A 24,103-nucleotide genomic window follows, 5' to 3' on the forward strand; every position below is an offset into this window, starting at 1 on the left:
AATTTTAACCCTGCGATAAGAAGCTTATCCACAGGAGAACAGTTTTTTCAAGGAGATATAGAAATATTATTTGCCGCTTTAAATGCTTTTCACGTTAATCGAACCAAGAATTGCAGCGGCGCTTCTCCGTATAATTTAGAGGCAGCACTCTAAACCTTTATTTAATCTCACCAAGGCGAGCTCCGCACGAAGCTCACATGCTCGCCTTGGGCCGAGCGTGATGTTGTCTGAGGCACTCCGTAGTAGCGCCGGCGAAGATTGGCCGTGGCAATTCGCTGAGATCGGTCAAGCCCATTGCCGCCGACTTCTCGGGCAAATTGGCGGGATCGAAAAGGACTGAGCCAGGCCTTCCCCAACTCAGCCAGCACCGCCGCAGTCGCGACCATGCTCTCTCACTGCCGTGAACGCGCCCTTCCGGCAAACCTGATCTATGGGATAGATTTAGATACTGACAATCAACTGCCGAACGAAGCGCAACCCCAGGAGGCATGCATGCTGCACCATCTATCCTTCGGCGTTTCCGACATACAAATGGCAGCCGTCTTTTACGACGCCGTTTTGCAGCCGCTCGGCTTTGTACGGGTCTGGGAGGATTTAACGCCTGGTAATCCCGATCATGCCGTTGGATACGGTCAGGCAGGCGGCGGTGACAAGTTCACGCTCAAACAGCGTGACGCTGCCCATGCGCCGGGCGCCGGCTTCCACCTTGCCTTCTCAGCGCCCAGCCGTCAGGCCGTGGTCGATTTTCACGAGGCTGGCCTATCCCATGGCGGCAGGGACAATGGCAAACCGGGCCTTCGTCCCGATTACGGATCGTCCTATTTTGCAGCTTTCCTCATCGACCCGAACGGTTATGCCATCGAGGCAGTCCATAAGGGCTAAATGCCGAGCTTGGGGTCAACGACGCAAAACCGGCACCACTTCCTGATGGTGAAAGCGGAAATAGGCGGCGACTTTGGCCGACGCATTTGAAGTGCGATCATATTGAACGCCGACACGGCCGCGATAGCCCCAACGAACGATGCCCTCGATTGTGCCGATTTCCTCGCATTCAACAACCACCTTGCTTCCGGTACCGGCAATGCGTCCGTCTTCCAGATCAAGCGCCATGCCGTCGAGCGAAATATCGACGATACGGCCACGGGTGGAGAGATTGCGATATTTCAAAACAGCAGAGAGCCTGCAGCGACTACGCCTGGCACCTCTGGTCTTCATGCCCTTCACTGTCGATGTTGTACTTACAAGCATGCAGTTCCACCCATCTAAACACAATGCATCTGTTACTTACACGGGCCAAGTAAATCTTCAGCTTTTACAATCAGTAGCATTTGAAGTGTTTGTCAGATGACAAAGAAAAACACCCGCAGTCGGCCTCCTGCGGAATTTTAGACCTTGCGAAGATGTCTGCTGCGCGCCTTTCCGGCCTTGCCATTTCCAAAAAACCCGGTCTATAAACCGGGCACTCACCACGGACCCGGTGAAATTCCGGGTGGCTCTTCTGGCCGCCGATCCGCCAGACAACGCAAAACCTTGCATGATACCCCGCTCCCGTTGCGGCCTCTTCGCCATGCTTTGCGAGATCACACATTATGTCATTTTCATCCATCCGTCGGGATTGGTCCGCCAATCCTTTGCGCGAAATGCTGGCCGGCGCTGTCGCCACCTTTGCGCTTATTCCTGAAGTCATTGCCTTTTCCTTCGTCGCCGGCGTGGACCCGCAGGTCGGCCTCTTCGCCTCTTTCGTCATCGGCATCGTCATCGCCTTTACCGGCGGCAGGCCGGCGATGATTTCGGCCGCCGCTGGCTCCGTTGCGCTGGTTGCCGCGCCGCTGGTTCACACACACGGACTGCCTTACCTTCTGGCGGCGGGTTTGCTGGCCGGCGTCTTCCAGGTCATTTTCGGGCTTTTGAAGCTCGGCGTCCTCATGCGCTTCGTATCGAAGTCGGTCCGCACCGGCTTCGTCAACGCGCTGGCAATCCTCATCTTTTCCGCCCAGTTGCCGCACATCATCGGCTCGGATGCGGTGGCCTATGGCCTGCTCGCGGCAGGCCTTGCGATCATCTACCTCGCACCGAAACTGACAAAGGCGGTGCCCTCGCCGCTCATCTGCATTCTTGTCCTGACCGTCGCCTCGATCGGGCTTGGCCTTCATGTGCCAACCGTCGCCGACCTCGGCAAACTGCCCGATACCTTGCCGATTTTCGCCTGGCCCGAGGTTCCGCTGTCCCTCGAAACGCTGAAGATCATCGCAGGCCCTGCTCTGGCGATCGCTATGGTCGGCTTGCTGGAGTCCATGATGACGGCGAGCGTGGTCGATGACCTCACCGGCACGCCCAGCAACAAAAACCGCGAATGCACCGGCCTTGGCCTTGCCAACGCCGCCGCCAGCCTCTTTGGAGGCATTGCAGGCTGCGGCATGATCGGGCAAACGGTCGGTAATGTGAAATATGGCGGGCGCGGGCGGCTCTCGACGCTCTTTGCCGGCGTCTTCCTGCTGATCTTGATGGTGCTGCTCAAGCCATGGGTTTCGCAGGTTCCCGTAGCAGCGCTCGTCGCCATCATGGTGACCGTTTCCATCGACACTTTCGACTGGTCGTCGCTGCGCGCAGTCATCGTCCATCCTAAAATGTCGACCACGGTCATGCTGGCAACGGTCGCCGTCACGGTCTTGACTGCCAACCTTGCCTTGGGCGTAGCCGTCGGCGTGTTGATGAGCGGCGTCTTCTTCACCTTCAAGGTCGCCCGGTTGCTCGACATCAAGGTAGAGCGGGAGGATGAGGCAAACCGCCTCACCTACAAGGTTGCTGGCCAGATCTTCTTCGCCTCGGCCGATCTATTCATCGATGCGTTCGACATCGAAGAGGCGACCGGCATGAGCGTGCGAATCGACCTGACAAATGCCCATTTCTGGGACATCACCGCCATCGCGGCTCTGGAAAAGGTGATCGACCGCTACAAGGCCCACGCCATCCCCACTACGGTCATCGGTCTCAACCAAGCGAGCAGCACGCTGATGCGCGGCGTCGACAGCCAGATGGCACTGAAAGAGGTTTAGGTATTAGGAAGACAAAGACCTCAAGCAGGATGGACATTCCCGTCCTGCCTCTTCCTGCGGATCCTCTTGAGTTTCAGAGGCATTCGAATTAAAGTGGTCACTTATGACCACTTTGGATTTACGCTATGCCAACGATCAGCTTAAAAGATGCAAAAGCCGAATTCTCTTCCATCGTGGACAAGGCGGCTGCAGGTGAGTTCATCACTATTACCCGTCATGGGCGGGCAGCTGCAGTTCTCGTTTCCGTCAGCGCGGCAGAGGTCGCCCAAAAATCGCTTGCCACACAGCGCCCAAGTCTTGTCAAATTTTTGCAGGCATTCCCTGATGATCTTGACCTTGCCGATGAAGTCTTCGCTCGCAATACAAAGCCCTCGCGTGAGGTGGATTTGTGAACGGCTTTCTGCTGGACACGAACGTCATCTCGATGCTGTCCCCCTCGAAGGCGACAGTGAGCTCGGTCTTCGTGCGCTGGCTGGAAGAACAGGAGCGGCAAAGTGCGGTTTATCTTTCGGCAATCACGGTTCACGAGATCGAAAAGGGAGTGAGGTTGCTGCATTTGCGCGGTGCAACAGCAAAGGCTGCTGGTATCGACATTTTCCTTCAGGGCCTGATCACCGGTTATCACGACAGGATTTTGCCGATCAACACCGACGTGGCGCGACAAGCGGGACGCCTCGAAGCAAAGGCGATGGCAGCCGGTCATCATCCGGGCGCTTCTGACGCCATGATTGCTGCTACCGCTTACTTCCATGATCTTGTTCTAATCACAGTCAACCTCAAGCACTTCAAGCCGTTTGGGATCGATGTCAGGTCTCCGGACGATGCACATTCATGAAGAGATAGGCAGATCGATCCCCTTCCCCAGAGGGTGCGAAAGAGATGCCTCACTTCGTATTGGCCGCCAGCCGATGCCACCACCAGTCCGTGAGGTCCGGCTTTGCCTCGAAATAGGCCCGCCAGTCATCGAAAACGGATTCGGGATCAAGAGGAATGCCGGAGAGGTAAGGCCTTAATCGGTCGGTTGCGGGGTGGCCGCTGCGACGGGGATGTATGACATGTGGTTCGCCGGGTCCGGGCACGGTAAAGGTTGCAACCTCGGCCCCATCGATCAGTATCTTTTCGTCTAGATACCAGACGTGTTCGCGGTTTTTCGCATAGCCATTGCCAAGATTGCGAAAGCCGTCAGGGTTCGCGCCCTTCAGCCGTGCGCCATAGAAATAGACGGCGTCCCGATCGCGCGCGATGACGCTCTCCTCGCTCAGAAAATCGCAAGTAAGATCCCGGTGGTTCAGTCGTATGTCCGGGACGATGCGAAAGTCGGCCGGGCTCTTGGTACGGACCGTCTTGCGAGTGATATAATAGGCGCAGTTCCTGTCGCGGGCGTATCGCAGATTCAGCGCTTCGAATGTTTCGCGGTCTGCTCCCTCGACGATATACCAGTAGGCGGTGTTGCGGCTGCCTTGCCGTCCCTGCCCGTAAATATGATTACGGTCCCGCATCCAGCGCCCGCCGATCAGCTGAAACGATGGCGCATCGGCCGGGATAACCTGGCCCTTTTGATCGGTAAGCGCACGGCCGTTAAAATAGACGGTTACGCCATCATGCGTATAGGCACAAAGGCTCGCTTCCGCATCGATGCCAATCAGGGTGCAGGGCCACCCCCTCTCCGCAAAGACCCCGATATGCGGGTTCTGACGTACGGCTTTTCTGATATGCCAAGTCACGGACCGTAAGTTCGGCTCAACATCTTCCTTCAAGAACCAGCGCGGAGGCATCAGCAGGCGAGCAAGGCTTGCGTCGTCCAGATCGCCGAAATAGCCTTGCCTGTAGACATCGAGGCTTGTCGGTAGCCATTGATAGGCTTTGCGCAGCGCTTCCCATTCAGAAGGCGCAAGCTCGATAAGCGGCAGGACCTCCTCCTGACGGCGCCCGGTCGCCAGAAAAAGATTGGCTGCCTCGAAGAGGTCATAAGGAATGATCGGGATCGATCGATCGCCCAGCTGATATTCGGTCCGCTCGCTCATGACCATTTCATTTTAGGCAGAAACGTCTTTGGTCAAGCCTGAGGCGCTTATGCTCAGCGGTCGACAGGTTTGATCTCATCGCGAACCTGGCCGTGGGCGACAACGGCAAAGAGGCCTGTGCCGCCGATGACATTGCCGACCAGCGCCGGCAGGATGAAATCGCCGGCCGCATGCAGGAAACTTGTCTCGCCCGAAAAGGCAAGCAACCAGGCCTCCGCCGAACCGGCGACGACATGGCTGAAGCGGCCCATGGCAATCACGAACGTGATGAGCAGGATCACCCAGAATTCACTGCCGCGTGCATTAGGCAAGATCCAGGCGATGGAGGCAATGAGAAAACCGGCCGGTGTTGCAAGAAGAAGAGTGGTAAGAAAATCATGCGTCAGGATCGGCCGGGATACTGCCAGCGCCGCGTCGAGCTGTTCCGGCCCGATAATAATTTGATGCGCCATCAGCGCCGCCACCAGGAAGGTCCCGACCATATTGGCCGTAAAGACCGCCGCCCAAAGCCGCAGGAGCCGACCGAGATTGCGGGCGGTCGGATGCGTGGCGAACGGCAGCACGGCGGTGACCGTGGTCTCCGTGAAGAGCTGCAGCTTGCCAAGGATGACGATCACGAACCCGATCGTGTAGCCGAAGGAGACCAGCAGCTCGCGCCAGGGCGCATCCGGCAGGCGCATGTAAAGCGAGGCCTGCGCCAGACGCCGAAATGGCAAGGCCGGCTGCAAAGCCGGAAAATAACAGCGAACGGAGGGGACGGCCCAGCTCCTCGTCGCCCTGCAGGCGAACCACTTCATGCACGACTTTCGCCGAGCGGCCGCCGTTTTCGCTCACGGCGCGTTTGTCATCGTCGGAAATATTGCGGGAAGGCTGACGCTCGTGTTCGGCCTCAGCCGTATTCTCGTCCGCCATAGCGCTGTTCCACCCTTACCTGCGGCCGCCATCGGCCTGAGCGACAGAAACAGACTTGGGGCATGCTTTGTTTCATGAAGATTGAAAGTAGGCCGGTCTTTGGGGCCAAGATCAATGCGCCGGATTTCTCAGATCATGCTTATCGGGATGTACTCATTTATCGATATCTTAATCCATCGAGCGCATCTTTTTGAATTAGTTCTTTCTCATTACTTCATCGGATGGTTATCGTGAAAATAAGAATATCCACACGTTTGCTGATCATGGCGGCAGCGGGCATCGCGATAGTTTTCGCGATGGGCATCTTCAACTTCAGACAGATGGGCTCGGTGTACGAAGCCGCCTCCAGCACGCGCGAAGTCTGGCTGCCTCGAACGGAAAAACTGGACGCCATCCAGTTTACATTGCTGCGCTACCACACCACGACGATCCGCAAGGCGATTGCTGTCGATCCCGCCGAAATCAAGGGCTTGGACGACGAGTTCGTCGAAATGGACGCCTCCATCCCCAAGTCCTATGCAGACATGCGCGGGACGCTTTTAAACGATAAGGAGCGTCAGCTCTGGTCGGACTTCGAGCAGAAGTGGCAGACCTATCTGACCTATCGCAACAAGATCATCGAGGCTGCCAATGCCGGCAACCGTGATCTTGCCGTTTCACTGATCGCCCCGGCGCGTCAGCCGCTGGTCGATTGTTTCGTGGCTCTGGGCGAACTCATCAAGCTCAACACTGCCGGTGCCGACGCTTCGGGCCTTGCTGCCGCCGATGCCTATCAAACTTCGAACATCATTGCCGGCGGTCTCGTCGTCGTGGCGCTCGTGATCATGGTTGGCCTGGCGCTTTGGATCAATCGCGGCGTTACGGCTCCCATCAAGCGCATGAAGAGCGTGATGCTGACAATCGCCGATGGTCAGATCGACCAGCATGTTCCCGATACTGGCCGCGCCGACGAAATCGGCGAGATGGCCGGCGCCATCGAAGTCATGCGTCTTTCCGCTCTTTCCAAGCGCGACATGGAAGTTGAGGCGGAGGAAAGCCGCGTACGCCATGAGCAGGAGCGTGCTGCCATGCAGCGCCAGGCGGAAGAAGATGCCGAACAGCGCGTCTCGAATGCTACCCAGGCCTTCGCCACAGCGCTGAGCCGCCTTGCCGCTTGCGACCTCGATTGCGAAATCGGCCAGGAATTGTCGCCGCAATTCGAACCGCTGCGTGAAAACTTCAATACGTCGGTCGTCAATCTGCGAAATGCGCTGCTTGCTGTCGGCGATGTCGGCAGAGGCGTGACGACGGGCAGCGGCGAGATCTCGCAGGCATCCGACAATCTGTCGAAGCGGACCGAGCAGCAGGCTGCATCGCTGGAAGAGACGGCGGCCGCGCTTGCAGAAATCACGCAGAACGTAAAAGACACCTCGAACCGGAGCGGCCTTGCCCGCAACCTTGTGACCGATGCCCGCGCCCATGCGAAAACCTCGGGCGCGGTCGTGTCCAACGCAGTCGCGGCCATGGGCAAGATCGAACAGGCCTCGACGCAGATCAGCCAGATCATCAGCGTGATCGACGAGATCGCCTTCCAGACCAATCTTCTGGCGCTGAATGCCGGCGTCGAAGCCGCGCGCGCCGGAGAAGCCGGCAAGGGCTTTGCGGTCGTGGCTCAGGAAGTGCGTGAGCTCGCCCAGCGTTCGGCCAATGCCGCCAAGGAAATCAAGACGCTGATCAACAATTCGGAAGTTGCCGTCAGCGAAGGCGTCAAGCTCGTCAACGACACGGGCGAAGGCCTTGGCTCGATCGCCGCGCTCGTCGAAGAGATCAACGAGCATATGTCGGCCATCGCCCAGGCAGCCGCCGAACAGGCCTCCGGTCTTTCGGAAGTCAACACCGCCGTAAACCACATGGACCAGGCAACCCAGCAAAATGCGGCCATGGTGGAAGAAATGAATGCGGCTGGCGCGACGCTCGCCCAAGAAAGCCAGCGTCTCTTCGAACTCCTGTCGACCTTCCGCACAGGCCAGCAGACGCAGCATGGCGGCCATCGTCGCGCAGCTTAAGATCCGCAGCAAGGCGCGTTCCCCGCGGACGCGCCTTGCCGCCTTTGACCTCACCCGAGCAGGGTGTTCAGCCAGTCGCGCTATCAAGGTCTGCAAACACATCCTTGGCGGCAAAAAGTGCGTTCAGCGCGGCAGGAAATCCGGCATAAACAGCCATCTGCATCATGGTTTCGATGATCTCGTCCCGCGTGATGCCGACATTCAAGCCCGCCTCGATATGGACTTTCAACTGCGGTGTCGCGTTGCCCATGGCCGTCAGTGCAGCAATGGTCGCGATTTCACGCGCGCGCAGATCAAGGCCGGGACGGCTATAGATATCCCCAAACGGAAATTCGAGAATGTAACGCGCAAAATCCGGGGCTATATCGGCCAGCGCAGCGACGACCTTATCGCCGGCCTGACCGTCGATCGCGGCCAGCGCTTTCCTGCCGCGTTCGAGCCGGCTTTCTTCTGGGTTCGATGTCGATGGCGTCATGGTCTGTCATCCTCTGTTGTTGGCCGGCATAACCGGCGATCTTGGTGTTCGAGGACATCAAGGCAGGCGATGAGATCATCCACATGGGCCCGCACTTTCGCGCGGTGCCGTTCCAAAAGCGCTTGGCGTTCGGCTTCGGTCGCCGGCCCACGCTCGCGCAAAGCCGCGTAATGCAACATGTCGCGGATCGGCATGCCGGTTGTCTTCAGGCGATCCAGAAACTGGATCCAGACGAGGATGGATGCGTCATAATCACGGTGGCCGGATCGGCACCTGTCAGCATAAGGGATGAGCCCGATCCGCTCGTAATAGCGGATCGTATAGGCTGACAATCCCGAACGTTTCGCCAGTTCTCCGATCTTCATTCCACTGCCTTTTCGTTACGACGCTTCCAAGGCTAGGGGTTAGAGCGCGCTCTAAGTCAACAGCGAAAAATCGCTCTCTATCATATCAGCCGGAAAGAAGAGGCTTGAGCGGCAATCAGGCGGCCGCATCGCGCCGCGCGAACACTTCCTTGGCGATGAAAATACCGTTCATCGCAGCCGGGAAGCCGGCATAGACGGCCGTCTGCATCATGATCTCAATAATTTCTTCGCGCGTCACGCCGACATTGAGGCTTGCTTCGATATGGACCTTGAGTTGCGGGGCGGCATTGCCCATCGCAGCCAGCGCCGCGATCGTCACCATGGCGCGCGCCCGACGGTCGAGACCGGGCCGGCTATAAATATCAGCGTAGGGAAATTCAAAAATATGCCGCGCGAAGTCGGGCGCGACATCACTGAGCGAGGAAAGAATGTTGTTTCCAAGCTCGCCATGGATCTCGGAGAGGATTTCCCGACCCCGCTCGAACCGGCTCTTTTCGCCCTCGTCATCTTCATGTGCCATTTGCCATCATCTTTCCGCCGCATCGGCATGTGTTCCGCCCTATCAGAGGCATACACGCCAAGGTTAGCCGTTAAAGTGACGGCGATATGACAAGGCCTATTCGGAGCGGGTCTTCGCCCGCAGGCTAAGTTCACGAAGGTTGCGAATGGGCGTATCGGCAGGCAGGTTCACACCGGAGACCTTCGGCACGCCCAGACGCTGCGACAAATAGATGCTTGAATGGCCGCTGCACAGATAGGCGACGAAGCAGGCGACGGCGAGATAGACCGAATGGGTTGCCCCAAACAGCTCGATGCCCATGATCATGCAAGCCAGCGGCGTATTGGTCGCCCCGGCAAAGACGGCAACGAAGCCGAGCCCGGCAAAAAGATCCGGCGGCGCGCCGAAAAGCCCGGCAAGCGCGCTGCCAAGGCCGGCCCCGATAAAAAAGAGCGGCGTCACCTCCCCGCCCTTGAAGCCGGCGCTCAAGGTGACGATGGTAAAAAGCCCCTTCCAGGCCCAGCTCCAGTAATCGATATGCCCAGGCTGGAAGAAGCCGAGGATAGTTGCATCCTGAGGGTTGGGAGACCAGACGCCGAGGCCAAGATATTCGCGCGTGCCAATGAGATAGCAAAGGCCGATGAGGATGGCGCTCGCCAGAACCGGGCGCAGCGGCGCATAAGGCAGGAGCGCCTTATAGGCGGCCGAGGCCTTGTGCGACAGCTCGGCAAAGGCGCGGGCGGCAAGGCCGAAGGCAACGCCTGCGATCACCACCTTCGCCATCAAAAGCGCATCGATGTGAACGCCCGCCGGCTCGCCGACGCCGCCAAGATAGGCGATCGCATAGCGCACGTGACCGATGCCCCATAGATGACAGGTCCAGTCCGCCACGATGGCGGCGAGAAGGGCCGGCAGCAACGCTTCATATTGCATGCGCCCGATGGTCAAAACTTCCAGGGCAAAGACCGCCCCGGCAATCGGCGTGCCGAAGACAGCGCCGAAACCCGCTGCAATACCTGCCATGAGGAGTATGCGTGTTTCGGCAGGCGTCAGCCGGAAGAGCTTGCCGAAGGCGCTGGCGAGACTTCCGCCGAGCTGCACCGCCGTTCCCTCGCGCCCCGCCGAGCCACCAACAAGGTGCGTCAGCACCGTGGTGACGAGGATGAACGGAGCCATGCGCAAGGGCACGCCGCCGCCCGGCTGATGGATCTGGTCGACGATGAGGTTATTGCCCGCCTCGACCGACTTGCCATACATGCCATAGGCCCAGACCATGGCAAAGCCTGCAACGGGCATGCAGAAGATCAGCCAGGGATAGGCAAACCGCAGCTCCGTCGCGCGGTCGAGGCTCCATAGAAACAGCGCCACGAGCGATCCGACCACAACGGCCATCGGCACAACGGCGGCGATCCATTTGACGAGGTTGCGCAGCGGCTGGAGGCGCGGGTTTGAGATCGCAAAGGGGCTCATGCGCCGACACCTCCGCAAAAAGGCAAACATGCTGCATCTAGCGAAAATCGGGATCTTGGCTGAATTCCAGGCACGGCTCTACTCCTTCGCTTGACCTGCGGTGAGTAGGAGTCATCAGCTTCATCGAGGAAGCGGTTCGGCTTGATGCCCGGCAGAATCCATTACCGTTGTCAGATGCATAGGAGATGGCCGGCAGACCTGTCAAGATCGTGGCAAGCCATTCGACCGAAAGCGAGATATTCGGTAAACTGCGCCCTTCGCCAATCCACGAACAGAGGTCCGCTTAGGCAACAAAGCGAGAGCGGGAAAAGAAAGACAAATCCATGACTGTCTTGCGCATCGTGCCCAACCTCGCCGCGCCGGAGCTAGATCATCTCAGGGCGTTCTATGCTGATCTCTTCGATCTTGAGGTCGTCATGGACCATGGCTGGATTGCCACGCTCTCCTCCGGCAAAAGCGCACTGACGCAGATCAGCATTGCCAGCGAGGGCGGGTCGGGCACGCCGGTACCGGCGCTTTCGATCGAAGTGGACAATGTCAAGGAAGTTTATCGCCGGGCAAAAGAGGCTGGTCATGGCATCGCTTACGAGATGGCGGATGAACCCTGGGGCGTTCGCCGCTTCTTTGTGAAGGACCCGGCCGGAACCTTGGTCAATGTGCTGCAGCACATGAAATAGACTGCGCGCCGCCCGACATCAGCCAGGCGGCGCGCATCGATGATCGTCAATCCCTTCCGTTTACCCGTCAGATGGCCGGAAAATCGACGTCGGTGCGGGCAACATTGTTCATCAGGTTGGTGAAGAAGTTCTCGGCCACGACGGCAACGATCTCGACGATCTGGGCGTCGGTAAAGCCGGCCGCGCGAACGGCATCGAGATCGGCATCGGAAACCTTGCCGCGCTGTTCGGCAACCCGGCGGGCAAAGGCGAGCGCGGCGGCAGCCTTCGGCTCTTCCGAAGTGCCTTCCCTTGCCTTTCCGATCTCCTCATGGCTCAGCTTGTTGAAGGTAAAGCCGGTGAAGCTGTGAGCGGCATTGCAATATTCACAGCCATTGACGGCAGCCACCGCAAGGGCGATCCGCTCCCGGGTCTTCACGTCGAGTGCCTTGCCGAGGTTCTGATTGAGGGCCGCATGGGCCGCGATCACGGCGGGGCTGTTGGACAGCAGACGGAAGAAGTTGGGAACGCTGCCGAGCTTGGCTTTGATGGCCGAAAGAACAGCCTGCGAACCTTCGGGGGCTGACTCGATAGCGGGAACTTGAATGCGGGACATGGATCTTTCCTTTCGTGAAATGAAGATTGTAGGTCGACGGTTTTCAGTCGATGCGTGCCAGACAAGGCATGGGCTTAAGCGCCCTCTCAGGCTGCGACAGGGATCGGGTTCTCGACGATACTCTGGTTGAATGCGTGGACAAGGGCATGCTCGTTTGCGCCGGGATTGTCACGGATCGGCTTGATGGCATCGACGATGATCTCCGGATCGTCGCCGGCAAGCTTGGCAATCGTCTGCTCGATGAAAGCGGGCAGCGACATGGCGCGCGGATCGCCGCTTTTGTAGATCAGGTCCGTATCCACCCAGGGTGGGGCGATTTCCTGCACCTGCACATTTGTGTTGCGCAGCTGGAAGCGCTGGGACAGCGCGAAGGAATGCAGCGCCGCCTTGGTGGCCGAATAGATGGCATTGCCGGCCGAAGGCACGAAAGCGAGAACGCTGGTCGTATAAAGCACGGTCGCTTCCGGCTTCGTCTTCAGATGCTCGATCAGCGCCGCGGTCATGCGGATCGGTCCAAGCAGGTTGGTGTCGATCAGCGATCTTGCCACCGCATCGTCAACAGGGCCGGAGACATCGTCGAAGGGCATGAAGCCGGCATTGTTGAACACGACGTTGAGATCGGGGTGATTGGCCACCAGTTCCTTTGCGGCCCGCTCGATGCTCTCGAGGCTGGAAATATCAAGCGCAATGGACGCCATGCCGGGATTGGCCGCCGTCACCGCTTCCAAAAGCGCCGTGCGCCGCCCGGAAATGATGACCTTGTTGCCCAGCCTGTGCAGGGCTTCGGCAAGGCCGCGGCCAATGCCGCTGGTGCCGCCGGTGATGAAGATGGTGTTGCCGGTGAGTTTCATGGACGTAATCCTTTGTTTGAGAAAAAATTGCGGAAAAGCTCAGGCCTTGAGCCCGAAGCGCGGCGCCGGATGGGTGGCCGAAAGATGCGGGCCGAGCGCACGGCGCGCTGCCTCGTAGTCGTTCCACAGCGCCACATCCTTCAGTGCCGGGATCGTGCTGGTTTCGCCCTGGTCGAGCCCGGCGAGCGCCGCATCGACCATATCTTCGGCCTGCATGACGATCTCCGACGGCAGATGCTCGATCGGCAGGCCGCCCAGCGCCCAGAAATCGGTGCGCGTTGCGCCCGGCAGAACGGACTGGGCGCGGATGCCCTGGCCGGCAAGCTCACGGTTGAGCGAGGTGGTGAAAGCCTGCACGAAAGCCTTGGTGCCCCCATAAACGCCGTTCAGCTGTTCCGGCGCGATGGCAACGATCGAGGCGATGTTGATGACAAGGCCGCCGCCGCGCGCCACAAAGCCCGGCACGGCTGCATAGGTGAGGCGCATCAAGGCCGTCACGTTAAGGCGCACCATCACCTCCATGCGGTCCACATCGCTGTCCAACAGCTTGGTGTGGGTGCCGATGCCGGCATTGTTGACGAGTGCCGTGATGCTGGCATCCTCGCGCAGCACCTTTTCAACGGACAAAAGATCGGCGGCATTGCCAAGGTCGGCCGCCAGCACTTCGACAGCGCGGCCCGTCTTGTCCGAAATGGCAGAGGCGAGTTGCTGCAGCTTGTCCTTGTTACGAGCAACGAGAATGAGATCGTAACCGCGTGCGGCAAGCCGGTCGGCATAGATAGCGCCAATGCCGGTAGAGGCGCCGGTGATGAGTGCAGTTCCGAGATTGGTCATCGGTAAGGTCCTTGCTTCGGGAGAGCGCTGTTGCTCTGACAAGCACGTTATGGACCAAAGCCTTCATGTCTGATATGACGTATAAACTACGTTTTTCGGACATCGCTTTTCGGAGGCTTTTATGCCGCATATCTCCATGGTGCTGACGCCGAGTTTCCAGTTCCTGGCGCTCGGCGTGCAGGCCGCCTTCGAACTGGCCAATGCCTTGAAGGGCGAGCCCTATTACACGCTCTCCATCGCCTCCGTCGAAGGCGGTCCCGTCATGTCGTCGAGCGGCTTTACCGTGCCGACGGTCAAGCTCACCGAGGTTGGCCAGGCCGATACGTTGCTGCTGATGGCGGGCCTGACGCCGCCTCCGCAACAGGACGAAGCCACGCTGGAAACCCTGCGCGCGATGGCGCGGCAATCGCGCCGGGTTGCGGGCCTTTGCACCGGCTCGTTTCTACTAGGACAAATGGGCCTGCTCGACGGGCGGCGCGCCACCACGCACTGGTCTTATGCGCGGCTGATGCGCGAGGCCTTTCCGAAGGTGCGTGTCGAGGACGACCGCATCTTCATCAATGAAGGTTCGGTCTGGACCTCCGCGGGGCTGACTGCCGGTCTCGACCTTGCCGTGGCGCTCGTCGAAAAGGACCTCGGGCGCGACATGGCAAGCGCGATTGCCCGCCGCCTCGTCATGCACCACCGCCGCGCCGGCGGCCAGTCGCAGCATTCCGAGCTTCTTCAACTTGCACCCAGCAGCGACCGCATCCAGAAAGCGCTGATCCACGCCAAGACGCATCTTGCCGATCCCCTGACGGTGGAAGAGCTTGCCGACGTCGCCGCGCTTTCCCCACGCCAGTTCAGCCGCGCCTTCCGCGCCGAAACGGGCCAAACCCCGGCCAAGGCAGTAGAGCAGATCCGCCTTGAAGCCGCGCGCCTGATGATCGAAGAAACCCGCCACCCCCTCGACCAGATCGCCCGCGAAAACGGCTTTACGGACCTGCGCCGCATGCGCGAAGCCTTCATGCGCCAATACGGCCAACCCCCGCAAACCCTGCGGCGGCTGGCAAGGGCGGCGTGAGGGGGGAGTTTGCAGGCCCAGCCATCGCGACGGGATGAGCGCTGTCATATTGAGGAACTCGCTGGTACCTCTTTAGTGTGATCAACCCCGAAAGAGGCATCTGCCAAAACGAGATTGAGAGAAGGCAAACAAAGGCATTGGCGAAAGGCTTATATCTGGAGGCTCCCGCAACTGTCTCAAACGAAGGAGAGGATTACCTTCTCAGGGCAATGGCAGCAGAAGGCGAACATAAAAAGCTCGATATAGACGATCTGAGACACCCATGGCTAATCAGGACCTTAATCAGTGAAAAAGCTAAGAAGTATTCTTTTTTAACTTTTGTTCGGATTTATCTATGTGATGGCGGTCAAAGGGCCGGTAGATCGATATTTCGGGCTGCAGCCCTCCACTCCTCTTTCGCTCATAGTCAATCTCATGGTGATTGCCGTTATAGTTATCTTATTTTTCATAGCGGTCTTTATATTTCAGACCTTACTTATATTGGGGAAATATCTCTTCATCGACAGGATACGTTGATAATACCACCAAGGAATTCGACCGGCTGCTGAGCGTATCAGGACCTGCGGATTTTCGTCGCAGAGCAGTTGGAACTGCCGGATGAAGCCGAGGGAAGCCCACCGAAGCACGCCGATTTTCGGGCAGGCAAAAAGGTGTTTGCGACACTTTGGCTATCCCGACCATCAATGGGAAATGGTAAAACTAACGCGCGATCAACAATAGACGTCGATCTCTGCCGAACCCCCATTTTTCCAACCGGCTTCGGGGGCTTAGGGGCAAGCAGGGCGGCATACAGGTCCGCTTGCCGCGCTCGATGAAGCCACGGCTTTGAGTGCCATTGGCGTCGATGGCCTCTGGGATGCCTTCGGCGATGAAACGGCAAAGCTGATGGGCGCCGGGGCACGCTATCTCGCCGCGCTCTGGGACGCAGCCTACACCGTGGCCGCATCTTCCCTGCCCGCCGATGCCGGCGCGATTGCGGAGGCAGACCTTGCGGCCAGCTATCAGGACCAGAACTTCGTTCCGTCCTTAACGCTCGATAAGGTCGGCGTGGTCTTGAAGTCGTGAGACTCGGACAGCATCCAAATATTAATTGACTAGGAAACAAAATATGTTAGTTTCCTAGTCAACAACAAGGATATCTGGCGTGGCGATCTCCGCACTGACCGATCATACAGGATTTTGGCTGCGAATGGTGTCGAACGCTGTCTCGCATGAATTCGCCGGAAAAGTCTCAGCCGAAGGCGTTACGGTGGCGGAATGGTCTTTCATGCGCGTGCTGTCCGAGGCCGAGGCCACGGCGCCCACGGTTCTGGCGGAAAAGATGGGCATGACGAAAGGGGCGATCAGCAAGCTGGCGGAGCGATTGCTGGCAAAGGAATTGATCCAGAAGTCTAAAAACCTGGAGGATGCGCGGGCGCATAGCCTGTCTTTGACGGCGATAGGACGCGCCAAGCTGCCAGTCCTTGCTGCCCTCGCCGATCAGAACGATGTCGCCTTCTTTGGCGTATTGACGCAGGAAGAGCATGAAACGCTACGCTTGATCCTAAAACGCCTTGCCGAGCGGCGCGGCCTTAAAACCATCCCCGTGGATTAAAACCCACCAATCCGAAGACGAAGAACAGAGGAAAGGAACCCGCTATGGACGCGGAGAAGAGATCAATTGCCGAATTTTGCCTGAATGCCAGCCACGACGGAAGCCTTGGTTTTCCTGAGATCGTCGGTACACTGATAGAGGCCGGCTTTGAAAGCTACTGCGTCGATTTTCGGCGAAAGAGCCAAAGCTATTATCTTCCGGATGGAGACAGCATTACCCTGTCGCTGCCATCATTATCGTATCTTATTGCTCCTACCTTCAATGCCGCAGAAATGGGCCGTCTGGTTCGCTGGGCGCAGGACAACCCGCCCGACTACCGCTATTTCGCCTTCTGCGAAAAAGCCGCAGCGGCCGGTTGCGCAGGCTACATGGTCTCCTTTCTGGGCTGGCGCGTCGTCTACTTCGGCCGCACCGCAGAGATCCATGTCGAACACTTTCCGGGGTAGAAAGATAAAGGGCGCAGGTTCCGCTGCTCTGTTCACAGGCTGCTTAAAACATCCGCCGCCAACAGGCTGAACATCCTGAGGTCGTGAAAGGCATTTTTGAAGTAGGCTTTCTGGCGCAGCGTTCCTTCGTAGCGAAAGCCTGTCTTTTCCAGTACGCGGTCGCTGGCTGTGTTGCCGTTCAGCGTCCAGGCTTCGATGCGGTTGAGCTTGAAAAGCGCAAAGCCGCACTCCGTGACAGCGCGCGCAGCTTCCGTCATCAGGCCCTTGCCCCAGGCGGAAGGCGTCAGTTCATAGCCGACCTCGCCGCTTTTCGATGGTACCGCGATCCAGTTGAAGCGGATGGCGCCGATGACGCTGCCGGACGCCCTCTCCTCGATGATCCAGGCGCATCCCTTTTGCTTGGCAAAGACCTCGCACATCCATTTGACCGCCCTTTGCGTCTGCGCCTTGGTGGGCTGGTCCGGAAGGTTGGAAGTGCGCGTCACCTCCGGCTGCATCAGAATGGCATGCATCGCCACGTGATCGGAGAGGCGCGGCGCGCGCAGGACGAGCCTCGATGTTACCAGCTCGGGGAAATCGCCATCGAATGCGCCCATGTTCCCTGCTCCTCCAGTTCATCAGCGGTCATTGCCCCATCGCTTCTTGAAAAGCCGTGAGGGATCGTGAAACAGTGAGCTTACGCTCTTTGTTTCACGCTACAAGGATGGATCCATGACCGCACCTCTCCATTTCCTCGGCCTGCCGGATCGCCTTTCTGACGCGCCGCGCATGGCGATCTTTGGCGCCGGACATGGCACCACCTATGCCGGCAGGGACAGCAGTGGCCATGCGCTCGCCCCCGATGCCATCAGGGCAGCCAGCCGGGACGATGCCGGGCTGATCGACCATTGGGATTTTGACCTTGGCGGCCCCCTCTTCAATGGCAAGCCGGTCTGCTGCGTCGATCTCGGCAATGTCGATACGGTGATGCATGAGAATGAAGCCAACCGGGCACGGATCGAGGCCAAAGTGCGCGAGGTGCTGGCATCAGGCGCAGTGCCGATCATGCTGGGCGGGGACGATTCCACCGTCATTCCCTTCGTCAGCGGCTTTGCCGATCACGGCCCGATCTTCATCGTGCAGATCGATGCGCATATTGACTGGCGCGATGAGCTGGCGGGCGAGCGCTTCGGCTATTCGAGCCCGATGCGCCGCGCCAGCGAGATGGCGCATGTCAACGGCATGCTGCAAGTCGGTTTGCGCGGCGTCGGCAGCGCCAGGATCGAGGAGATCGAGGCCGCGCAAAACTTCGGCAGCCGCTTCATCACCGCGCGCGAAATCCATTCAAAAGGCATCAACGAGGCATTGCGCCACGTCCCGGCGGGCGCCAATGTCCTCGTCACGCTGGATTGCGATGGGCTCGACCCCAGCATCATGCCGGGCGTTGCGGCGCGCAGCCCCGGCGGGTTGACCTATACCGAGGTCACAGAACTGATCGCCGGGCTTGGCAAGCGGGCGGGGATCGTTGGCTTCGATCTCGTCGAGCTTTATCCGCCGGCCGATCTCAGCGGCCTCTCGGCGCTGACGGCCTCGCGCATTCTGGTCAATGCCATCGGCACAATCGTCCGCAACACGTAACGCTGCTGCAGCCTACTGATTGGCCATTGTGACGTCGCAGAGAAGATCGATCTGGCCGTCCGGCGGATCGCTCAAGAAAAGCTTGCCGATGGTTTCGCCTGAGGGCGGTGGGAAAAGAACTTGCAGACGGCCGCCTCGGCTGTTGGAGATCACGAAAAAGAATACGCCATCCGGCCTTTCGATCCGCAGCGACCAATCGCGGTCCTTGAAATCGGCAAAATCGGCGGCGATCGGACCGCTCACCGATATCAATTCTGCCTTGCCGTGCCCCGGCAAGCGAAAGACTATGACGCTATCGCCCTCCTTGCAAGACAAGCTCTTGTCCGCTGCGGCGGCGGGCAGTGCAAAACAGGAAAAAGAGGCAAAGCACAAGCTCATGCAGTAAATAGCGGACCATACAGCCTTCACGAGAGCGACCCTTTCACAATTAGATAAAAGCCGAGCAAGAGAAACAAGACCGAAACAAAAACGATCGTCATGCTCGCAAGCGTGACATCGCCCGCCTGCAATTGCGTCGCCGCCAAAAGCACGAGACCGCTCAGCAGAATGAGGATCTGGCCGACGACATAGGCAAGATTGCCCGCTACGATGCTCAAAAGACCGCGCAGAACAATCGCTATCGACTTGAATCCATGCAAACCGCAGTCCCCCGCGCGCTCCACATCGTCATGATGCCAAACGCCTGAAAATAGCAGTCGGCAACCTCGCGGCAACCTCAACTTAAAGGATAGGCCTTGAGAACCTCAATCTCAGTCATGTCCGCCTGTGGCCAGAGCTGCAGAAGATAGTGATCGCTGCCCTCAAGGCCATCCTCGCTCAGCGTATCAAGGCCAGAGAAATTTGCGCGCACGCCGATGCCGCCCGCCCGCACCGCAAGATGCGGGGCCGCCTCCTCGGCATCCGTCATGCCGGCCAGCACCAGTTCGCCGCTCGGGCAGGCGAAACTCGCTTCCGCGACATGCTGGAAGGCGGCAAAATTCAGCGCCGGCTTATGGTTATGCCACTCGACGCGCAGCGGAACCTTCATATTGCGGGCCGTGTGAAGGATAATGCTGTAAGGCCCCGCCATCAGCCGCCGCGCCAGAACCTCGTCCGAATAATCCTCCGGCAATTGCGGATGGCCGCTGTCGCGCAGATAGATCTGGAAGTAATCAGCGAATAGCTCGCCCTGATAGAGATTAATGATCATTTATACCTCCGTTTCTATCGATCGCATACAGTCTGCCTTTCGATCAAGGCAGCCTTGTGAAGGACGGTGCGCGACAAGACAGAACAGCCTTGCGTTCAGGCCGGCTTTGCGAAAGGCGGCAAAAGATGCTACATCGGCGATGCGGCATCGGCCATCTGGACTTGGAATGCCGCGTTATCTGATTGGAGTGCATAGCCGTGAACAAGATCCTCTCCCCCATCACCCCTTCGGTCATGTCGCGAGATGTCTTGTCCTATGCCTTCCTCCATTTCACTTTCGGCGCTCTCCTGGTCCAAGCCTGACGGCGAGCCGCTTTTTAACAATCTCAGCCTCAGCTTCGGCCAAATCCGCACAGGGATCGTCGGTCGCAACGGTGCAGGCAAATCGACCTTGCTGCGGCTGATCGCCGGCGAGCTCACGCCTTGGTCCGGCACGATTGCGCTTCACGGCACGGTGGCGATGATGCGCCAGGATGCCATGGAGAAGCCATCGGAAACGATTGCCGATCTTTTTGGCGTAACAGCTGCACTTCGACTACTGGAGCGCGCCGAAGAGGGGCTCGCCTCGGCAGACGAACTTGCCGACGCCGACTGGACGCTGGCCGAAAGGCTCGATGCTGCCCTGCAGCAGGTGAGGCTTTCATGCTCCGCGGAAACACCGCTTGGCGTGCTCTCCGGCGGGCAGCGAAGCCGCGCGGCGCTTGCTGCTCTCGTCTTCGCCAAGCCGGATTTTCTGCTGCTCGACGAGCCCACCAACAATCTCGACCGGAGCGGCCGGGACGCAGTCATCGACCTCATCCGGCGCTGGAAAGGCGGCGCGCTTATTGCCAGCCATGATCGCGAACTTCTGGAAGAGATGGATGCGATCGTCGAGCTGACGGGTCTGGGAGCCAGCAGCTATGGCGGTAATTACAGTGCGTTCCGCGCGCGCAAGGAGATCGAGCTGGCAGCCGCGCACCACCACCTCGGCACTGCGGAAAAGGCAAAGGCCGAGGCAGCAAGGCGCGCCCAGGAGGCGGCCGAGCGAAAGGCACGGCGCGACAGTGCCGGCCACAAGGCGCGTGCCAAAGGCGACCAGCCGAAGATCATGATGGATGCTTCAAAAGGGCGAGCCGAAGCCTCCGGAGGGGCAGGTGCACGCCTGCGCGAAGCAAGGCGCGAGGCTGTCCATGATGCGCTGGAAGCGGCTCGCCAGAAGATAGAAGTGCTCCAGCCGGTTCACATGGACATCCCCTCGACAGGCCTGCCCCAGCAACGGCAGGTCCTGAGGTTGACGTCTGTCACCGGCGGCTATGACGCGACGAGCCCCATCATCCGCGACCTGTCGCTTTCCATCCTGGGACCAGAGCGCATTCTCGTCCAAGGGCCGAATGGCAGCGGCAAGACCACACTGTTGAAACTCGTGACCGGCCAACTTGCCCCGCAGACGGGCAAGGTGGAACGGCTGGTGCCCTTTGCGATGCTCGACCAGCATGTCGGTCTGCTGGACCCCAAAAGCTCGCTGCGCGAAAACTTCCAGCGACTGAACCGGACGGCAACCGTTCATGCTGCCCATGAAGCGCTCGCCCGCTTCGGCTTCAGGGCCGCCGATGCCTTGCGGATCACCGGCACGCTCAGCGGCGGTGAGCGCCTGCGCGCCGGCCTTGCCTGCACCCTCGCCGCAAGCCCCGCTCCAATGCTCCTCATCCTGGACGAACCGACCAACCATCTCGATCTTAACGCCATTGCGGAACTGGAAGCCGCTCTGTCGGACTATGACGGCGCGATGCTGGTGGTCAGCCACGACGAGGCCTTCGTTCAATCGCTGTCGATCACACACGTGGTGCGGTTGGGCGGCTGAGAATATTGCCGTCACATCCTGATGAGGATCGAAGTCTATGCTCAACTTTACATGATGAGGCAAAACAATGGTCGTCTCGACACAACCTCGTTTCTACTTGGCGTCCGAACAACATGTCGATCATCTTGTTCAGTTAGACACGTTGGCACAGAGGGATCCAAAGCGCGAGGAAGACATTAAAGCCTGGGTTGAAGCACGAAATTGCTATCTATGCGAGAGCGACGGCGAGGTCGTTGGGTATGGCGTTCTCACCCGCAGCTTTTTCGGCCACGCGTTCATCGAGATGGTCATGATCTCGGAAAAGCGGCGGCGCTCTAGCTTGGGAACAGCACTGGTTTCATATTTCCAGGCTCTTAGCCAAGGCTCGAAGCTTTTCACATCGACCAACACATCCAATCTCCCAATGCAATATCTTCTCCTCAAGACTGCCTTCAAGCCGAGCGGCTATATCGAAAATCTTGACCCTGATGATCCTGAGCTGATCTTTTTCTACACCGATGCAGGTGACGCGCACGCTAGTTGCTCGGGCCCAAACGAATACGCAGCAAGCTCTTCCCATAAATAGAATCTGCGGTTCGAAGCGGACACACCTTTTCCTGCTTTATCATCAATCCGTCTCCCCCGCCTGCCAGCCAGTCTCAGCCGCCCAACGGTCGGCGCGCTGCAGGATGGACCAGATGACCTCGGATTTTCCTTCGGTATAGGCGAGCCTGTCATCGCGGAAACTTGCCGCCAGCTGACGCTTCACGGCCTCGTATTGGTGACAAGCAGCTGCATGATTGCGCAGATAATCGCGAAACAAAAGGGCACGCTGCTCGTGCCAGCTTCCTGCGATGCGCACATGGATATGGGTTCGTTCGGCTCCCGGCATCTCGCGAAAATAGCGCTTTGTCAGCTCGGTATTGTCCGCTCGCCACAGATAGCCAGCCTGACGCAGAGGTTCCGCGATGTTCGCGATCGGTTCAAAGTCAGCAACAGAAATCTGTATGTCGATAATCGGTTTGGCGGCCAGACCTTTGACCGCCGTAGAGCCGATATGATCGATGCGCAGTGCGAGGCTTCCCAAATGTCGGCGAAGTTGCCTTGCTTTCTCGGTGAAGGCCGGATGCCAGTCCGGCGACCACTCGCAAAGAACTACGGATTCCCTCTTCGCCATATTGCCGCTCTACCTCAGCATAAGAGCACTCGGTCGGCCGCCTTGCCTCGATTGGCTGACGAGCGGTAACGGCCGTTAATGCTGCTTGTCTCTGCCAGACAGGCTTGAGGCCCTCATGGCTTTCATCACCTGATACGCAGACGGCCACTCATAACTCGATGCCAAAGAGCCTTGTAATGAAACTGGCAAGCCAAAAGTCAATCTGCCCGAACGGCACAACATATGAGAGAAACGCGATGATGGCGGCCGACAGATTTATCAAGACAAGGCCGAGAGCCGTGCCGAGCGCAACACCGACCAGCGGACGGGACGGATAGCGCGCAAGCGAGCAGGCACAGCCGAGAGACAGAATGCCGAAAATTAAACCCAGCGCATTCGCTACAATCGACGAGGTCACGAGTGAGCGATCTCCCTTTCCAATGACTCTGACGAAACTATGCCATCCTACCAGCAAACGGCAATCTTATCTTTGTTGGCGAATGTGCTCGACCAGCGCCCGCAGTTTCGGCGTCAGATTGCGGCGACTTGGATAATAGAGATAAAAGCCGGGGAAATAGGGGCTGAACTCTTCAAGCAGCGAAATGAGCCGTCCCTCTTCCAGCAGGGGGCGAAAGCTTGCTTCCATGCCGAAGGAAATGCCGGCACCGGCGCAGGCAAGTTTGATCATCAGCGCCATGTCATTCGTGGTGAATTCCGGCTGGACGGAAACGGAAAACTCCGCGCCGCCTTCGGCAAATTCCCAACGATAGGGCGCAACCTCTGGCGATGGCCGCCAGCCGATACAGTAATGATCGGCAAGCTCGCGCGGATGGGTGGGCGTGCCGGCACGGGCGAGATAGCCTGGCGCCGCAACGACGAGTTGGCGCTGCTCGCCGGATACCGGCACGGCAATCATATCCTGCGCAATGACCTCCCCAAGCCGCACGCCCGCGTCGAAGCCGCGCGCCACGATGTCGAATTCCTCGTCCGTCACGGTAATGTCGATCTCGACTTCTGGATAAGCGGCAGCAAAACCAGCCAGCATATCGCCGGATAGAAAATCCTCGGCGATGGAAGAGACCGCAAGCCGAAGCCTGCCGCGCGGCACCCGACCGCCCTCCCCAAGCGCCGCAAGCGCAGCAGTCACCTCTGTCAGTGCTGGCGCGATCTCCGCGTAAAGACGCTCGCCTTCTTCCGTTAGGCTGACGCTGCGCGTCGTGCGGCGCACCAAGGCGCAGCCGAGATCTTCCTCAAGCTTGCGCATTGCCTGGCTGACGGCTGAACGACTAACGCCGAGCCGATCCGCCGCAGCACGGAAATTCCGCTCTTCCGCCACCAGCCGAAAAATCGACAGCAGGTTGAGGTCTGGGATCATTGGTTAGCACCGCTTACCATTCTGGTTATCAAAGCCCAACTT

At 58.8% G+C, this 24,103-nt stretch carries 30 protein-coding genes, 1 pseudogene, 1 riboswitch and 1 other annotated feature; of the genes and pseudogenes, 14 read left to right on the top strand and 17 right to left on the bottom strand.

Annotated elements, in window-relative coordinates; genetic code table 11:
* Positions 1 to 492 precede the first annotated feature (492 nt).
* Entirely contained in the window at positions 493 to 882 is a 390-nt protein-coding gene (locus tag VQ830_RS13980) for a VOC family protein (RefSeq protein ID WP_337268739.1), read from the top strand.
* A 15-nt stretch (positions 883 to 897) separates the two neighbouring features.
* On the opposite strand, the gene VQ830_RS13985 is transcribed toward VQ830_RS13980, so the two are convergent.
* On the bottom strand, positions 898 to 1,248 hold the full coding sequence (locus VQ830_RS13985; protein ID WP_337268740.1) for a PilZ domain-containing protein: 351 nt from the start codon (positions 1,246 to 1,248) through the stop codon (positions 898 to 900).
* Between the two features lie 219 nt (positions 1,249 to 1,467).
* Positions 1,468 to 1,523: a sequence feature (sul1 is cis-regulatory element that is thought to sense ions involved in sulfur or methionine metabolism; They are found in Alphaproteobacteria), on the top strand.
* Between the two features lie 66 nt (positions 1,524 to 1,589).
* Between VQ830_RS13985 and VQ830_RS13990 the strand changes: the two genes are divergently transcribed.
* From VQ830_RS13990 to VQ830_RS14000, 3 genes are all read left to right on the top strand, one after another.
* Positions 1,590 to 3,056, top strand: coding sequence for a SulP family inorganic anion transporter (locus tag VQ830_RS13990; RefSeq protein ID WP_337268741.1), 1,467 nt, complete (start codon positions 1,590 to 1,592; stop codon positions 3,054 to 3,056).
* A 125-nt stretch (positions 3,057 to 3,181) separates the two neighbouring features.
* Positions 3,182 to 3,448: a type II toxin-antitoxin system Phd/YefM family antitoxin gene (locus VQ830_RS13995; RefSeq protein ID WP_337268742.1), complete on the top strand. Its 267-nt coding sequence runs from the start codon at positions 3,182 to 3,184 to the stop codon at positions 3,446 to 3,448.
* On the top strand, positions 3,445 to 3,891 hold the full coding sequence (locus VQ830_RS14000) for a type II toxin-antitoxin system VapC family toxin (RefSeq protein ID WP_337268743.1): 447 nt from the start codon (positions 3,445 to 3,447) through the stop codon (positions 3,889 to 3,891). The genes VQ830_RS13995 and VQ830_RS14000 overlap by 4 nt, the downstream gene beginning before the upstream one ends.
* A gap of 49 nt (positions 3,892 to 3,940) precedes the next feature.
* Here VQ830_RS14000 and VQ830_RS14005 read toward each other — a convergent pair whose 3' ends face one another.
* Both VQ830_RS14005 and VQ830_RS14010 read right to left on the bottom strand, forming a co-directional pair.
* Positions 3,941 to 5,080 carry a DKNYY domain-containing protein gene (locus VQ830_RS14005; RefSeq protein WP_337268744.1) on the bottom strand — a complete coding sequence of 380 codons (1,140 nt, stop codon included), beginning with the start codon at positions 5,078 to 5,080 and terminating at the stop codon, positions 3,941 to 3,943.
* A gap of 53 nt (positions 5,081 to 5,133) precedes the next feature.
* Positions 5,134 to 5,760 (bottom strand): formate/nitrite transporter family protein, encoded by a 627-nt coding sequence (locus tag VQ830_RS14010; protein ID WP_337268745.1) that lies wholly within the window; start codon positions 5,758 to 5,760, stop codon positions 5,134 to 5,136.
* A 115-nt stretch (positions 5,761 to 5,875) separates the two neighbouring features.
* On the opposite strand from VQ830_RS14010, the gene VQ830_RS14015 reads away from it, so the two are divergent.
* Together VQ830_RS14015 and VQ830_RS14020 are read left to right on the top strand one after the other, a co-directional pair.
* A complete protein-coding gene (locus VQ830_RS14015) occupies positions 5,876 to 6,070 on the top strand; it encodes a hypothetical protein (protein WP_337268746.1) in 195 nt (64 codons plus the stop codon).
* A 152-nt stretch (positions 6,071 to 6,222) separates the two neighbouring features.
* Positions 6,223 to 8,037 carry a methyl-accepting chemotaxis protein gene (locus VQ830_RS14020; protein WP_337268747.1) on the top strand — a complete coding sequence of 605 codons (1,815 nt, stop codon included), beginning with the start codon at positions 6,223 to 6,225 and terminating at the stop codon, positions 8,035 to 8,037.
* Between the two features lie 67 nt (positions 8,038 to 8,104).
* Here the strand turns inward: VQ830_RS14020 and VQ830_RS14025 are convergent, their stop codons facing one another.
* The 4 genes and pseudogenes from VQ830_RS14025 to VQ830_RS14040 form a co-directional block, all read right to left on the bottom strand.
* Positions 8,105 to 8,512 carry a carboxymuconolactone decarboxylase family protein gene (locus VQ830_RS14025; protein ID WP_337268748.1) on the bottom strand — a complete coding sequence of 136 codons (408 nt, stop codon included), beginning with the start codon at positions 8,510 to 8,512 and terminating at the stop codon, positions 8,105 to 8,107.
* Positions 8,424 to 8,877 (bottom strand): annotated as a pseudogene (locus tag VQ830_RS14030) (MerR family transcriptional regulator). Before VQ830_RS14030 ends, VQ830_RS14025 begins: the two are co-directional and overlap by 89 nt.
* A 115-nt stretch (positions 8,878 to 8,992) precedes the next feature.
* Positions 8,993 to 9,397: a carboxymuconolactone decarboxylase family protein gene (locus tag VQ830_RS14035; protein WP_337268749.1), complete on the bottom strand. Its 405-nt coding sequence runs from the start codon at positions 9,395 to 9,397 to the stop codon at positions 8,993 to 8,995.
* A 96-nt stretch (positions 9,398 to 9,493) separates the two neighbouring features.
* Positions 9,494 to 10,846 carry a voltage-gated chloride channel family protein gene (locus tag VQ830_RS14040; protein ID WP_337268750.1) on the bottom strand — a complete coding sequence of 451 codons (1,353 nt, stop codon included), beginning with the start codon at positions 10,844 to 10,846 and terminating at the stop codon, positions 9,494 to 9,496.
* A gap of 98 nt (positions 10,847 to 10,944) precedes the next feature.
* A riboswitch (Fluoride riboswitch) is annotated at positions 10,945 to 11,021 on the bottom strand.
* 148 nt (positions 11,022 to 11,169) lie between these two features.
* On the opposite strand from VQ830_RS14040, the gene VQ830_RS14045 reads away from it, so the two are divergent.
* A complete protein-coding gene (locus VQ830_RS14045; protein WP_337268751.1) occupies positions 11,170 to 11,523 on the top strand; it encodes a VOC family protein in 354 nt (117 codons plus the stop codon).
* A 67-nt stretch (positions 11,524 to 11,590) separates the two neighbouring features.
* Here the strand turns inward: VQ830_RS14045 and VQ830_RS14050 are convergent, their stop codons facing one another.
* The 3 genes from VQ830_RS14050 to VQ830_RS14060 form a co-directional block, all read right to left on the bottom strand.
* On the bottom strand, positions 11,591 to 12,118 hold the full coding sequence (locus tag VQ830_RS14050; protein WP_337268752.1) for a carboxymuconolactone decarboxylase family protein: 528 nt from the start codon (positions 12,116 to 12,118) through the stop codon (positions 11,591 to 11,593).
* 86 nt (positions 12,119 to 12,204) lie between these two features.
* Positions 12,205 to 12,969: an SDR family oxidoreductase gene (locus VQ830_RS14055; protein ID WP_337268753.1), complete on the bottom strand. Its 765-nt coding sequence runs from the start codon at positions 12,967 to 12,969 to the stop codon at positions 12,205 to 12,207.
* A gap of 39 nt (positions 12,970 to 13,008) precedes the next feature.
* On the bottom strand, positions 13,009 to 13,803 hold the full coding sequence (locus VQ830_RS14060; RefSeq protein ID WP_337268754.1) for an SDR family NAD(P)-dependent oxidoreductase: 795 nt from the start codon (positions 13,801 to 13,803) through the stop codon (positions 13,009 to 13,011).
* A gap of 121 nt (positions 13,804 to 13,924) precedes the next feature.
* On the opposite strand from VQ830_RS14060, the gene VQ830_RS14065 reads away from it, so the two are divergent.
* The 4 genes from VQ830_RS14065 (at position 13,925) to VQ830_RS14080 (ending at position 16,906) form a co-directional block, all read left to right on the top strand.
* Positions 13,925 to 14,866, top strand: a complete 942-nt coding sequence (locus VQ830_RS14065) for a GlxA family transcriptional regulator (protein ID WP_337268755.1) — start codon at positions 13,925 to 13,927, stop codon at positions 14,864 to 14,866.
* 825 nt (positions 14,867 to 15,691) lie between these two features.
* The gene (locus VQ830_RS14070; RefSeq protein ID WP_337268756.1) at positions 15,692 to 15,931 is read left to right on the top strand and encodes a hypothetical protein; all 240 of its coding nucleotides are present in this window, start codon (positions 15,692 to 15,694) and stop codon (positions 15,929 to 15,931) included.
* A gap of 79 nt (positions 15,932 to 16,010) precedes the next feature.
* Positions 16,011 to 16,460, top strand: a complete 450-nt coding sequence (locus tag VQ830_RS14075; protein WP_337268757.1) for a MarR family winged helix-turn-helix transcriptional regulator — start codon at positions 16,011 to 16,013, stop codon at positions 16,458 to 16,460.
* Between the two features lie 44 nt (positions 16,461 to 16,504).
* Complete coding sequence (locus VQ830_RS14080) at positions 16,505 to 16,906, top strand: DUF1398 domain-containing protein (protein WP_337268758.1); 402 nt, start codon at positions 16,505 to 16,507, stop codon at positions 16,904 to 16,906.
* A gap of 32 nt (positions 16,907 to 16,938) precedes the next feature.
* Here the strand turns inward: VQ830_RS14080 and VQ830_RS14085 are convergent, their stop codons facing one another.
* Positions 16,939 to 17,502, bottom strand: a complete 564-nt coding sequence (locus tag VQ830_RS14085; RefSeq protein ID WP_337268759.1) for a GNAT family N-acetyltransferase — start codon at positions 17,500 to 17,502, stop codon at positions 16,939 to 16,941.
* 115 nt (positions 17,503 to 17,617) lie between these two features.
* On the opposite strand from VQ830_RS14085, the gene VQ830_RS14090 reads away from it, so the two are divergent.
* Positions 17,618 to 18,523, top strand: a complete 906-nt coding sequence (locus tag VQ830_RS14090; RefSeq protein WP_337268760.1) for an agmatinase — start codon at positions 17,618 to 17,620, stop codon at positions 18,521 to 18,523.
* A gap of 12 nt (positions 18,524 to 18,535) precedes the next feature.
* On the opposite strand, the gene VQ830_RS14095 is transcribed toward VQ830_RS14090, so the two are convergent.
* From VQ830_RS14095 to VQ830_RS14105, 3 genes are all read right to left on the bottom strand, one after another.
* Positions 18,536 to 18,838 (bottom strand): hypothetical protein, encoded by a 303-nt coding sequence (locus VQ830_RS14095; RefSeq protein WP_337268761.1) that lies wholly within the window; start codon positions 18,836 to 18,838, stop codon positions 18,536 to 18,538.
* Positions 18,839 to 18,927: 89 nt separating this feature from the next.
* A complete protein-coding gene (locus tag VQ830_RS14100) occupies positions 18,928 to 19,161 on the bottom strand; it encodes a hypothetical protein (protein WP_337268762.1) in 234 nt (77 codons plus the stop codon).
* 77 nt (positions 19,162 to 19,238) lie between these two features.
* The gene (locus tag VQ830_RS14105) at positions 19,239 to 19,712 is read right to left on the bottom strand and encodes a hypothetical protein (protein WP_337268763.1); all 474 of its coding nucleotides are present in this window, start codon (positions 19,710 to 19,712) and stop codon (positions 19,239 to 19,241) included.
* Between the two features lie 255 nt (positions 19,713 to 19,967).
* On the opposite strand from VQ830_RS14105, the gene VQ830_RS14110 reads away from it, so the two are divergent.
* A complete protein-coding gene (locus tag VQ830_RS14110; protein WP_337268764.1) occupies positions 19,968 to 21,551 on the top strand; it encodes an ABC-F family ATP-binding cassette domain-containing protein in 1,584 nt (527 codons plus the stop codon).
* Between the two features lie 67 nt (positions 21,552 to 21,618).
* Positions 21,619 to 22,116, top strand: coding sequence for a GNAT family N-acetyltransferase (locus VQ830_RS14115; protein ID WP_337268765.1), 498 nt, complete (start codon positions 21,619 to 21,621; stop codon positions 22,114 to 22,116).
* A gap of 42 nt (positions 22,117 to 22,158) precedes the next feature.
* Here the strand turns inward: VQ830_RS14115 and VQ830_RS14120 are convergent, their stop codons facing one another.
* The 3 genes from VQ830_RS14120 to VQ830_RS14130 form a co-directional block, all read right to left on the bottom strand.
* Complete coding sequence (locus VQ830_RS14120) at positions 22,159 to 22,707, bottom strand: GrpB family protein (protein WP_337268766.1); 549 nt, start codon at positions 22,705 to 22,707, stop codon at positions 22,159 to 22,161.
* A gap of 148 nt (positions 22,708 to 22,855) precedes the next feature.
* Positions 22,856 to 23,104: a hypothetical protein gene (locus VQ830_RS14125; RefSeq protein ID WP_337268767.1), complete on the bottom strand. Its 249-nt coding sequence runs from the start codon at positions 23,102 to 23,104 to the stop codon at positions 22,856 to 22,858.
* Positions 23,105 to 23,170: 66 nt separating this feature from the next.
* Positions 23,171 to 24,061 (bottom strand): LysR family transcriptional regulator, encoded by an 891-nt coding sequence (locus VQ830_RS14130; RefSeq protein ID WP_337268768.1) that lies wholly within the window; start codon positions 24,059 to 24,061, stop codon positions 23,171 to 23,173.
* Positions 24,062 to 24,103 lie beyond the last annotated feature (42 nt).

The sequence above is a fragment of the Oryzifoliimicrobium ureilyticum genome (assembly GCF_037199735.1).
Taxonomy (GTDB): domain Bacteria; phylum Pseudomonadota; class Alphaproteobacteria; order Rhizobiales; family Rhizobiaceae; genus Rhizobium; species Rhizobium ureilyticus.

Excerpts from the sequence above, each read along its gene's own strand:
- VQ830_RS13995 (WP_337268742.1), top strand. The coding sequence starts at position 3,182 with ATGCCAACGATCAGCTTAAAAGATGCAAAAGCCGAATTCTCTTCCATC.
- VQ830_RS14065 (WP_337268755.1), top strand. The coding sequence starts at position 13,925 with ATGCCGCATATCTCCATGGTGCTGACGCCGAGTTTCCAGTTCCTGGCG.
- VQ830_RS14060 (WP_337268754.1), bottom strand. The coding sequence starts at position 13,803 with ATGACCAATCTCGGAACTGCACTCATCACCGGCGCCTCTACCGGCATT.
- VQ830_RS14120 (WP_337268766.1), bottom strand. The coding sequence starts at position 22,707 with ATGGCGAAGAGGGAATCCGTAGTTCTTTGCGAGTGGTCGCCGGACTGG.
- VQ830_RS14080 (WP_337268758.1), top strand. The coding sequence starts at position 16,505 with ATGGACGCGGAGAAGAGATCAATTGCCGAATTTTGCCTGAATGCCAGC.
- VQ830_RS14115 (WP_337268765.1), top strand. The coding sequence starts at position 21,619 with ATGGTCGTCTCGACACAACCTCGTTTCTACTTGGCGTCCGAACAACAT.
- VQ830_RS14035 (WP_337268749.1), bottom strand. The coding sequence starts at position 9,397 with ATGGCACATGAAGATGACGAGGGCGAAAAGAGCCGGTTCGAGCGGGGT.
- VQ830_RS14005 (WP_337268744.1), bottom strand. The coding sequence starts at position 5,080 with ATGAGCGAGCGGACCGAATATCAGCTGGGCGATCGATCGATCCCGATC.
- VQ830_RS14050 (WP_337268752.1), bottom strand. The coding sequence starts at position 12,118 with ATGTCCCGCATTCAAGTTCCCGCTATCGAGTCAGCCCCCGAAGGTTCG.
- VQ830_RS14105 (WP_337268763.1), bottom strand. The coding sequence starts at position 19,712 with ATGATCATTAATCTCTATCAGGGCGAGCTATTCGCTGATTACTTCCAG.
- VQ830_RS14040 (WP_337268750.1), bottom strand. The coding sequence starts at position 10,846 with ATGAGCCCCTTTGCGATCTCAAACCCGCGCCTCCAGCCGCTGCGCAAC.
- VQ830_RS14015 (WP_337268746.1), top strand. The coding sequence starts at position 5,876 with ATGCACGACTTTCGCCGAGCGGCCGCCGTTTTCGCTCACGGCGCGTTT.
- VQ830_RS14055 (WP_337268753.1), bottom strand. The coding sequence starts at position 12,969 with ATGAAACTCACCGGCAACACCATCTTCATCACCGGCGGCACCAGCGGC.
- VQ830_RS13985 (WP_337268740.1), bottom strand. The coding sequence starts at position 1,248 with ATGCTTGTAAGTACAACATCGACAGTGAAGGGCATGAAGACCAGAGGT.
- VQ830_RS13990 (WP_337268741.1), top strand. The coding sequence starts at position 1,590 with ATGTCATTTTCATCCATCCGTCGGGATTGGTCCGCCAATCCTTTGCGC.
- VQ830_RS14130 (WP_337268768.1), bottom strand. The coding sequence starts at position 24,061 with ATGATCCCAGACCTCAACCTGCTGTCGATTTTTCGGCTGGTGGCGGAA.
- VQ830_RS14110 (WP_337268764.1), top strand. The coding sequence starts at position 19,968 with ATGCCTTCCTCCATTTCACTTTCGGCGCTCTCCTGGTCCAAGCCTGAC.
- VQ830_RS14025 (WP_337268748.1), bottom strand. The coding sequence starts at position 8,512 with ATGACGCCATCGACATCGAACCCAGAAGAAAGCCGGCTCGAACGCGGC.
- VQ830_RS13980 (WP_337268739.1), top strand. The coding sequence starts at position 493 with ATGCTGCACCATCTATCCTTCGGCGTTTCCGACATACAAATGGCAGCC.
- VQ830_RS14085 (WP_337268759.1), bottom strand. The coding sequence starts at position 17,502 with ATGGGCGCATTCGATGGCGATTTCCCCGAGCTGGTAACATCGAGGCTC.
- VQ830_RS14045 (WP_337268751.1), top strand. The coding sequence starts at position 11,170 with ATGACTGTCTTGCGCATCGTGCCCAACCTCGCCGCGCCGGAGCTAGAT.
- VQ830_RS14010 (WP_337268745.1), bottom strand. The coding sequence starts at position 5,760 with ATGCGCCTGCCGGATGCGCCCTGGCGCGAGCTGCTGGTCTCCTTCGGC.
- VQ830_RS14090 (WP_337268760.1), top strand. The coding sequence starts at position 17,618 with ATGACCGCACCTCTCCATTTCCTCGGCCTGCCGGATCGCCTTTCTGAC.